Origin of the sequence: Acinetobacter sp. YH12251 (genome assembly GCF_013417465.1) — a bacterium.
Classification (GTDB): Bacteria; Pseudomonadota; Gammaproteobacteria; order Pseudomonadales; family Moraxellaceae; genus Acinetobacter; species Acinetobacter amyesii.
The window spans coordinates 170,961-180,443 of record NZ_VPDZ01000009.1 but is presented as its reverse complement, the minus strand read 5'-3'; the positions used below and the strand labels follow the sequence as shown (position 1 = coordinate 180,443).

The 9,483-nt window shown below is 40.9% G+C and carries 8 protein-coding genes; 7 read left to right on the top strand and 1 reads right to left on the bottom strand.

Annotation, left to right across the window (positions count from 1 at the left end; translation table 11 throughout):
• Nucleotides 1–237 precede the first annotated feature (237 nt).
• The 5 genes from FTV27_RS10030 to FTV27_RS10010 are packed head-to-tail and all read left to right on the top strand — an operon-like array spanning nucleotide 238 to nucleotide 7,410.
• The gene (locus FTV27_RS10030; RefSeq protein WP_180078296.1) at nucleotides 238–1,071 is read left to right on the top strand and encodes a C39 family peptidase; all 834 of its coding nucleotides are present in this window, start codon (nucleotides 238–240) and stop codon (nucleotides 1,069–1,071) included.
• A 60-nt stretch (nucleotides 1,072–1,131) separates the two neighbouring features.
• A complete protein-coding gene (locus tag FTV27_RS10025) occupies nucleotides 1,132–2,331 on the top strand; it encodes a hypothetical protein (protein WP_180078295.1) in 1,200 nt (399 codons plus the stop codon).
• 12 nt (nucleotides 2,332–2,343) lie between these two features.
• Nucleotides 2,344–4,008, top strand: a complete 1,665-nt coding sequence (locus FTV27_RS10020; protein WP_111884775.1) for an OmpP1/FadL family transporter — start codon at nucleotides 2,344–2,346, stop codon at nucleotides 4,006–4,008.
• A 14-nt stretch (nucleotides 4,009–4,022) separates the two neighbouring features.
• Nucleotides 4,023–5,372, top strand: a complete 1,350-nt coding sequence (gene filE, locus FTV27_RS10015; protein WP_180078293.1) for a putative pilus assembly protein FilE — start codon at nucleotides 4,023–4,025, stop codon at nucleotides 5,370–5,372.
• 22 nt (nucleotides 5,373–5,394) lie between these two features.
• Nucleotides 5,395–7,410, top strand: a complete 2,016-nt coding sequence (locus tag FTV27_RS10010) for a hypothetical protein (protein ID WP_180078291.1) — start codon at nucleotides 5,395–5,397, stop codon at nucleotides 7,408–7,410.
• A gap of 67 nt (nucleotides 7,411–7,477) precedes the next feature.
• Here the strand turns inward: FTV27_RS10010 and FTV27_RS10005 are convergent, their stop codons facing one another.
• Entirely contained in the window at nucleotides 7,478–8,026 is a 549-nt protein-coding gene (locus tag FTV27_RS10005; protein WP_180078310.1) for an NUDIX hydrolase, read from the bottom strand.
• A gap of 126 nt (nucleotides 8,027–8,152) precedes the next feature.
• On the opposite strand from FTV27_RS10005, the gene FTV27_RS10000 reads away from it, so the two are divergent.
• Both FTV27_RS10000 and FTV27_RS09995 read left to right on the top strand, forming a co-directional pair.
• The gene (locus FTV27_RS10000; RefSeq protein ID WP_078191182.1) at nucleotides 8,153–8,761 is read left to right on the top strand and encodes a CoA pyrophosphatase; all 609 of its coding nucleotides are present in this window, start codon (nucleotides 8,153–8,155) and stop codon (nucleotides 8,759–8,761) included.
• Nucleotides 8,762–8,796: 35 nt separating this feature from the next.
• A complete protein-coding gene (locus FTV27_RS09995) occupies nucleotides 8,797–9,327 on the top strand; it encodes a gamma carbonic anhydrase family protein (protein WP_180026917.1) in 531 nt (176 codons plus the stop codon).
• Nucleotides 9,328–9,483: the final 156 nt, after the last annotated feature.

The window sequence follows — 9,483 nt, the reverse complement described above, 5'->3', positions numbered from 1 at the left end:
TGTTCCATTTTAGAGATTTGTTTAAGATAAGATATAACTCATTGAGATGTGTCATAGTATTCGTCGTTAGAAAACAATTATTGTGACATTATTTCAATGAGTTATCTATTTTTGTCGTGTACAGAGTGTTTTTTTATAAAAAAAAAGGTATCTTGCATAATACATGGATGTAGAGCAATAGCTCTAAAAAATAATGAAAAAAGGCACATCATTGCCGATAACTAAAAGTTAGAAGATATGTTAGAGATAGCAGTAGGCTCGGCATTGATGTATTACTTTGCCAAAGAGTCCTTTGATTTAAAAGAAAAGCCAGTCGGAACAGTTCACTATACCGAAACATTGGATTCACGAAATGATTCCTTTACTCGGATGCACCGTGAATCTGTAAAAATTAAACCTGCCATAGAAGATCAATTTCGAGGCATCGTTCGGCAAGCTTATGACTACAGTTGTGGTTCAGCAGCCTTAACCACTTTATTAAATGGTTATGTCGGGACACAGCTAACTGAACAACAGACCATGAATGGTTTGCTGAAATTTGGTGAAACTGAAAAAATCATCGAACGTCGAAGTTTCTCCTTATTAGACATGAAACGTTTTGTCGCTGCTGTGGGGCTAGACAGTGGGGGCTACAAAGGTGAGTTTTCAGATCTAGTTAAGCAAGGTCAGCCTGCGATTGTTCCCATTTCATATGCTGGTTTTAAACATTTTGTGGTTTTTAAAGCCTATAAAGATGGGCGTGTTTATGTTGCAGATCCAGCACTGGGCAATATCAGTTTCGATGAAGTTAGATTCCAAGAAATATGGGAAAACAACACATTATTCTTAATCAAAGTTGCGCCTGAGCAACGTAAAAATTTATTAGCTTTGCAAGATTCAGACTTGCGACATGTTGAAGATGCAACCGTCAACCGTTATGCATTGGTTGATATTCAATATCCGCAGTTTTACATGGAAAAAATTGCAGACAAGGCATCTACGATACGACTTGATAAAAACATGAATGAAGAGTCGGAGTCTTATGGTAAATCGAATTACAACTTTCTAAGGCTTTACTACAAGAGTAAATAATTAGATGAAAGCGTATAACAAAGTGTCAGGATTAAAAAAATAACAACGGTGGGAAGGAACATGAATCGTAAATGGATGAACAAAACACTACTAGCCATGAGTATTCAGGTGGTGATGGGGGTTGCCTATGCAGCTGAAGAGCCAAGCCTTGGAGAATATGATCCAGTTGAACAAGAGACAGTCGTAGAAGAGTCTGTATCTCCTGCTACTGTAAACCAAGCTGATAATGCACAAGAAGCTGCTGCCGAGCCTGAAATTGGACAGTATGAATCTGTTGAAGAGCCAGTACAATCTGAGGCACCACAAGTCGAAAGTGCTACTGCCACTGAAAAGGCATCGACAGCACTTCAACAGCAAGAGGGTGATGCGAGTCAAGAAGCTAACTTACAGGAAGTATTTAGCTCGAATGAACGTCAGTATTCATTGATTAAAAAAGGTGAAATATCATCTTTTTACGATATCGATTATACCTATTACCGTGATACTCAACTTGATATGGAAATGGCACAAGGCCAACTTTATCAACTCCGTGTACAAGAGAATGCAACACACTCAATGACCAATACATTTACCGTGCAATACGGTGTAATGGACAATTTGACATTCTCTGCATCTGTGCCGTTAGTGGCGAAAACTGATTTATTAAAAGATACTTCAACTGCTGGTTTAGGGGATATTTCTTTAGGCGCACGTTGGGAACCCTTCCCATTGAAGCAAGGTCGTTTGCCACTGATTTTATTTGGTAATTTGTCTACGAAAACAGGTGATAGTCCATACGAAGTCAATGCAACTAAAGATTTAGCTACTGGCAAGGGATACTACTCAGCTGGTGTGGGGGCAAGTACACGTAAGTATATTGATCCCGTTGTGTTGTTTGCATCTGTCTCAGCCAACTATGGTTTTAAAGAAACAGGGTTAAATCAAAAGCGTGGTTTAAGAACGATAGAAGAATTTGAGCCGGGTATTAGTGGTGGGTTTGCATTCGGTTTTGCATACTCGTTTAACTATGATGTTTCCCTCACCATGTCATATCAACAAAGTTTCAACACCGGCGCGGAATTTACCTATAGCAGTGGCGAATCCTATTCACCTGCAGACCAAACCAGCTCAACTCTCGCGATTTCTTTAGGTGTACGTGTATCTCCAGATACGATTGTGAACGGTACGGTGGGGCTAGGTTTGACTGAAGATGCACCAGATGTGTCTTTAGGACTTTCTTTCCCGTTAGATATTCTAGGTTTTGGAAAAAAACTTCGTTAAGAGGGCTGTCGTATGCGTAAAATTCGACTCAGCCCACTTTTTAGTGCGATCGTTTTAACGGGCTGTTCTAGTGCTGCTTTTGCACAATTGGGTACCAACCTTTCAGTTGATGTACGGTCACTTGCATTAGGGAATGCAGTAACTGCTGATCCTCCGGGGATTAGTGCCGTGCATTTTAACCCTGCAGCATTAACGAAAATTGAAGGTTTGCAAACCGATATGCAGGGGATCATTGCAAACTTTGATATTCAACGTGAATTTACCGTCCCTGCGGGTTATAACGTCTTTGGTTATTCTGATGACCCAATGGTCTGTAATGATGGCCCTGAAGTAACGGCAGATATCTGTACGGACTTTAAAGATAAGGTTTCTGGTGATGTTGAATATGCATCCCTATATGTACCTGTCTTAAAAAAAATGGTGGATTTTGGTGCTGGCCAACCCATTGCCGCACCAACGATGGGGATTGCCTATAATCCACCAGGTTCTAAAGCAACATTTGCATCAGCCGTTTATGCGCCTTTGATTGCAGGTTTTGGTGCTGAAAATGGCAACCCAGGTAATTTCATGGGGCAACAAGTTGCTCTAGAGCGTATTACTTATCTATCGCCAACTGTGGGTTATCAAGTTAGTGATGAGCTATCGATTGGTGGTGGTGTAGGGATGTCCTATCAAGCCATTGGATTGAAATCAGATCTACGATTTCCCAATGAGTTGATCGGTATGTTAAGGATGATTGATGAAGTCGTCTGTACGCCATTCAAGGAAAATTCGGACATTATTACCGACATCTTGCTATTGGGGATGTGTAATACCGAAGAAGGGATGAACCCATTTGGCAAATTTGGTCAGATGGAATTGGCTTTAGAGCAGTCACTGAGCCCAAGTTATAACTTAGGGGTTTTGTGGGAGCCACGCGAAGATTTTAGTTTTGGTATGGTGTACCAAAGCGCTGCGAAAATGCGCATGAAAGGCCGTTATCGCATTCATAATGCAAAAGCGCCTCAGGAGATGATTAAGGGATTAATGTCATCACCAACAGGTCAAATTTTAGCTGCCATTTTAGGTTTCCCAAATGCCGTGCCTAACTCAGAGTCGGGTTTGGTTTCGATGGATTTTGAGTATCCACAGCACGTACAGGCCGGGATCAAATATAAGGTTATGCCTGATTTACAAATCAATTTTGATGTGGGCTGGACCGATTATCGTGCTTGGGATAAATTCCGTTTTGAATTCGACCGTCAAATTTCAGCGCTGAAAATTGCAAAATTATTATCTGAAAATGTGACCGATAATTCTTTGGCTTTACCTTTGAAATTTACATCGCCTTGGAACTGGGGTATTGGTATTGAATATTCTGCAACAGATCGTTTGAAATTACGTGCAGGCTATGAACCACGAAGTACGTCTATTCCTGATGGTAAGCGAAATACCATGGTCCCAATTAATGGTGCGCAGCTCTTTGGTATGGGGATTGGATATCGTTTTGATGCAGATACGGATTTAGATTTATCAATCGGCTTTTTACGCAGTAAAGATAACATTCCAGCGAATACTAGTAGTCTTGCAAACTTAACCGGTGTGAATAACTTACTTTTAAACCCATATGCTGGACTGAATGTAAAAACCGATACGAAAATCACCATCCTAGGATTAAATTACAGAACTCGTTGGTAGGATAAGCAGACAGAATGAAAAGGATTTTATTCATAAAAACGTTACTTGCACTGTCTGTGGTGCAAGTGTCATATACCAACGCTGGGGCGTTTCATACCATTATTGGGCCAGATGGGCGCCCAATGGTGGTACAAGTGCAAGAAAAACCAGCAAAGAAACCTAAAGAAAGTCCAACTGCTAAAACGATAGACTCTCAACCTGTACAACAAATTATTCAACCATCCGTAAGCATTAGTCCGTCTCAAACCAAGACACCGATGACACGTCAAACGAGTCCAACAGCACAGGCTGTTGGACCGGTGAATTCTCAACATTTAAGTATACGCGAGCCGGAAAAACGGGATGAAATTAAAGCTGTCACAGTAGATAAAATTAAAGACGTCTCAGGGGATAAAGTTCGCAAATCTGAAAAGTCAGCACAAGCGGCAGATACGACAGCAAAAGTCTTGCCTTCAACCGCATGGACAGAAAATTTACAGCAATCAGAGCTAGCCCAACCTCGTGAAGCGTATCAGTCCACAGTTCTAGCTGAAAAAGATAAACCTGTCTTCGAGAAAAAGATCCTTGCTGAGAAAGTAGTCAATACTGATCAATCCGTACGATCTTCAGGTGAAAACTTAGAAAATAATCCTTCAAAACAATCGGCTAAGGCAAAACAAGAGCAAGGCTTTTCGACCATGGCTGGTGAAAAGTATGTCAATAATGAATATCTTGAAGATAAAGAGTTTAACTTAGAAGGCAAAAAGCGCTTTTACACCATGCCCGAAGGCATTATTGATAGCAAGATGGGGCAAACGCGGATGCAAACCATTGAACGTGAAAAAGGTGTCAGTCGCTCCGTCATTGATAATTTATTTAAACGTAATCAACCCGAAGATACAGGCCCAATCACTTTAGCCACATCATATTATCGGGTGTCACAAGCTGACACCATTCAAGGTTTAGGTCAGCAATGTTTTTCGAATAAAAAAATGAAGAAAGCCAAAGAGCTCGACTTAGCTCAAGACATTAACTTATGGCCTCGAGCACCATTGTCTGACGAATTTGACTATGAAGTCGTAAAACTAAAATCACCATTACAAAATATTCGTATACATTCATTTGCATCCAAAGTACAAAATCCTACATTTTATTGGCCATTTGCGGTATTTTTAGACAAAAATGGATGTGTCATGGAAGGCGCAGGTGGATTCAAAAATAACCAAGGTGAAGCGGATCATCTTTACCATGAAAAAATTGAAGGCGTGATTCAAGTGCCTAAAGGTAGCCAGTATTTATTTTTAACGCCTTTAGCAACAGCAATTGACGTCGATGGTCGCGTATTAACCAATCAAGGCCAACTTAAATTAACAGCAATCCGTTAAGGACATAAAAAAGAGAATTAGGATGAAAAATAAAATTTTATTACCGTTTGCTTTAACGGCATTGGTTGCAGCGCTCAGTGGCTGTGGCGGTGAAAGTGCAAATGTGAATCCTGAAATTTATGATACCAGTACAACCAATGGTACTTGTAAAAGTAATACCGAAGGCTGTGTTGAGTTCGTTTTAGATTATCCAATTGAAGGTCTGAATTTTAATTGTTCGAGCGACGTTAAAAATACCTACATTACTTTATTTGATCTAAAAGAAGGTGTTTCGACAGGTGCTTGTAAGATTGGTGATACGGTGACTTTCTTTGTCCAAGGTGAAAAATCACGTCGAATTGATTTGGGTAAAGTAGATTTGAAGCAAATTTCCAATGTAGCCAGTGGTACGACACCTCCACGCTTGACCTTATTGGATTTGGCAGCTGGCATCGCGGGTAAACCTGCTGCAACGATTTCAAATACCGACGCAACGGTTAAAGTGGCCATGCGTTTGGCTAAAATTATTCAAGCCTTGGCGTTGAAAAATAACAGCGCAGTTACAGCTACAGATATCCAAGCGGTTTATATCAACAATGCGGATAAAGTATTGATTGATCAAATCACTCGAAATGTCGCGACAGCAGATTTTAGTATCAGTTCAGATACGGAATTTAATGACCTGTTTACACCTTGGCTAGACCTGTCCGAAGTCAGCAATGAAAATGCATTTACCTTAGTTGCAAAACTCATGAATATCTCAACGGCTGCGGTATATCAGCCTGAGTTTGCGTTGTTTTCAACTGATGGCGTGATTACCAATGCCAGTGGTTCAAATGGACTTGTCGGCTGTGACAAAAATGAATGTTTGCCGACCGATAGCTCAAAAGTCAATTTATTTGGTCATTTCATGTTAATGACGGACCGTCAAGGCATGACCTTTGGTAGCGGTTTACAGTGGAAGGGTAAAGTTGATCAACAGTTGAGTACCATTGGTGGTGTGAATGTCTTGCTCTTGACGCAGGTACGACCAACACGTTTAACTGCAACGCCACAGGATAATTGGATTGATCCGCTTACCAAGCAAATTGATAAACCTGGCATACTGGGTTTCCGTTTTGATGCAGAAGAAGCAAACTCTGGCCCGCTGATTATTAAACAAGGGACGCTACTTGCCGACAAAATGGTGGTCGGTACAGGTGGAAGTTTATATAAAACGTTAATGGCTAAAAAAGATGATTATGTTCTGACGGCCGATGATAAGAAAAAATTAGGTCTTTGGGAGCAAAACATTAACCAAGTGCAATTTAAAGGCACGATGGATTTATACAAGCTTTATCCATTATCGTATTTAGACAAAAAAGTCTTTAAGTCTGTTGAAAATGTTGCTGCTGGACAAAATTATATCTTCCCCTTGTATGCAGATTTAACCTTTAAATTTACCGATACTTCGATTAAAACAGTGAAATTGGGTGTGGTGATTGACCGTAATGGTGATATTCGCACAAATATAAAATCTGGCGTGCCAGACGATGTATTTACTCGTCAAGATAGCCAAATTGTCGATTTGTCTACACACGCGACGGAAGGCTGTAGCGGAAAAGATGTGCTCGATCCACTGCTAATGAAAGATGAAAAAGGTGTACAGCAATACCGTATTGGAACGACAACACGGACATTTACGCCTGAAGGAAATATCAATCCAAATACCATTTCGATTCGTATGATTTTAGCTGACCCATATTTCCATACCCTTGATGGCGCGCTGATTGGAATGAACTCAAGTGTGAAAACTTCAGCGGATACCACAATGGTTGTGGGCGGTGCTTTAGTGCAGTTACACAATATGATCAATGCCAATGCAGGCACGCGTCCCTCTGGCGTTGCTTTGACAGATTCGGATAATAAAGTGGTGAAGTGGGGGAACAGTTTGGCCAGCTTTAGTTATATTTATAGCTTAAAAAATCCAAATGATACTGCTGCGGCTCAAACAGCGAAGTTAAGCGGTGGTGATATTTCTTTAGAATTGGCCCCGTGTTACACCATCAAGGCTAAATAATCGTCAAATATGAGTAAAATAAAAAAGCCCATCAGTGATGGGCTTTTTTAATATTGAGAGCAGCAAATTAACCTGTGTGATCGAGTCGCGTACCAAGGGTTTCGAGATGCATTTCAAACTGACCAGTTTTGCGGTCAGCAAAATAATGCCGCAGCGTTCTTTCCACACTTGGAAAGGCTAAATCATCCCATGGAATTTCTTCTTCGCTAAATAATCGTGATTCAATGGTTTCATCACCCGCACCAAATTCTCCATTGATTAATTCAGATTTGAACAAGGCATAAATTTGCCCAATACGGGGAATGTTATACATGCAATACAGTTGCTCAATGTTGACTTCTGCTTCGGCTTCTTCGCGAGTCTCACGTGCTGCGCCTTGCTCCATTGTCTCATAGAGTTCCATATAGCCAGCGGGTAATGTCCACAGCCCATAGCGTGGCTCAATCGCTCGACGGCAAAGTAAAACTTGACTGTCCCAAACGGCTAAAGCACCACAAATGACTTTAGGATTCACATAATGAATAAACCCACATGCGGTACAAATACGGCGTATCTGATGATCTCCAAGCGGGATCGCTTCTTTTGTTTTTTGTCCGCAGTTTGAGCAAAAGTTCATATTCATCGTCATGGATTGTGTGAACCGTCAGAATAACTTAAAAATAAAACTTTGGCATCATTTCTAACCAGCTTGGCTGAAATTCAGCTATGATGAAAATAAGATAATTATAAGGATGTAATGTGGATGGATGAGGGTTTATTGACTCAGCGATTGCAGCAAAGTTTACGTTTTTCTAAGCGTATTCAACCTGCGCATGCTGCTGTATTGATTGCGATTACCCAAGAAGATAATCCACGCATTTTATTGACCCGCCGCTCACTCTATATGAATAATCATGCCGGTGAGGTGTCCTTTCCCGGTGGCAAACGTGATGCCCAAGACACCAGTAATATCGTGGTGGCGTTAAGAGAAGCTCAAGAAGAAACCGCTCTAAATCCATTTGATGTGCAACTTTTGGGTGATTTACCAATGCAAAAAGCACGGAATGGGATGTTGGTTAAACCGATCGTGGGATTGATCCCGCCTGACGTAAATTTGATACCTCAACCAACTGAAATTGATCGTATTTTTTTTGCATCATTAAGGCAGCTTTTAGAAACGCCGCCAACGCCGTATGAAGTTCGTTTTGCCCAGCAATCGCTTTATTTTCCCAGTTTAAGAGTCGAAAACGAAATCGTATGGGGCTTGACTGCACGGATGCTGATTTCCTTATTTCAATATGGTCTGAACTATCAAAAAGAATGGCCTTTTTTATTAAATTCTCCTTCATTTCATTTGGGCCGTGAGCCATAAATCATTTTTAGAAAGTCAAAATAGGATGTTTGATCATGTTGTACAAATTTCAAGGATATAGCCCGAAAGCTACGCATCAACCATGGGATGGTTGGGTTGCAGAAAATGCAACGGTCATTGGGCAAGTTGAATTAGGCCGAGAAGTGAGTGTCTGGTTCGGAGCCGTCATTCGAGGGGACAACAGTCGTATCAAACTGGGTGATTTTACCAACGTACAAGAAAATGCGGTGCTGCATACCGATGCGGGCATTGAAATGATCATTGGCGATTATGTCACGATTGGGCATCAAGCCATGCTACACGGATGTACCGTAGGTGATAATAGTCTGATTGGAATCAATGCCGTGGTCCTAAATCATGCCGTGATTGGTAAAAATTGCATCATTGGTGCGAATGCTTTAATTCCGGAAGGGAAGGTGATTCCGGATAATTCTGTTGTGATGGGTTCACCGGGTAAAGTCGTCAAGACTTTAGATGAACAAGCCGAAGCACGTCTAAAAATGAGTGCCATGCAATATGCCGCTCATTTTAAACATTTTACTCAACTCGAAGTCGCTGAACTTTAGAACGCTATACATGGTAAGCAAAAAAGCCTCGACGTTTGTCGAGGCTTTTTTATAGATTAAATACAGAAAGCGCTGAGTCTGTGGTGGAAAATCTCGCGAACTGCGATGGAGTGGAGTATCATATTCAACGTTTTTTAAGATTAAATTTAATTAAGG

Coding starts and splice junctions, on each gene's coding strand:
- FTV27_RS10030 (WP_180078296.1), top strand. CDS start 238: ATGTTAGAGATAGCAGTAGGCTCGGCATTGATGTATTACTTTGCCAAA.
- FTV27_RS10025 (WP_180078295.1), top strand. CDS start 1,132: ATGAATCGTAAATGGATGAACAAAACACTACTAGCCATGAGTATTCAG.
- FTV27_RS10020 (WP_111884775.1), top strand. CDS start 2,344: ATGCGTAAAATTCGACTCAGCCCACTTTTTAGTGCGATCGTTTTAACG.
- filE (WP_180078293.1), top strand. CDS start 4,023: ATGAAAAGGATTTTATTCATAAAAACGTTACTTGCACTGTCTGTGGTG.
- FTV27_RS10010 (WP_180078291.1), top strand. CDS start 5,395: ATGAAAAATAAAATTTTATTACCGTTTGCTTTAACGGCATTGGTTGCA.
- FTV27_RS10005 (WP_180078310.1), bottom strand. CDS start 8,026: ATGAACTTTTGCTCAAACTGCGGACAAAAAACAAAAGAAGCGATCCCG.
- FTV27_RS10000 (WP_078191182.1), top strand. CDS start 8,153: ATGGATGAGGGTTTATTGACTCAGCGATTGCAGCAAAGTTTACGTTTT.
- FTV27_RS09995 (WP_180026917.1), top strand. CDS start 8,797: ATGTTGTACAAATTTCAAGGATATAGCCCGAAAGCTACGCATCAACCA.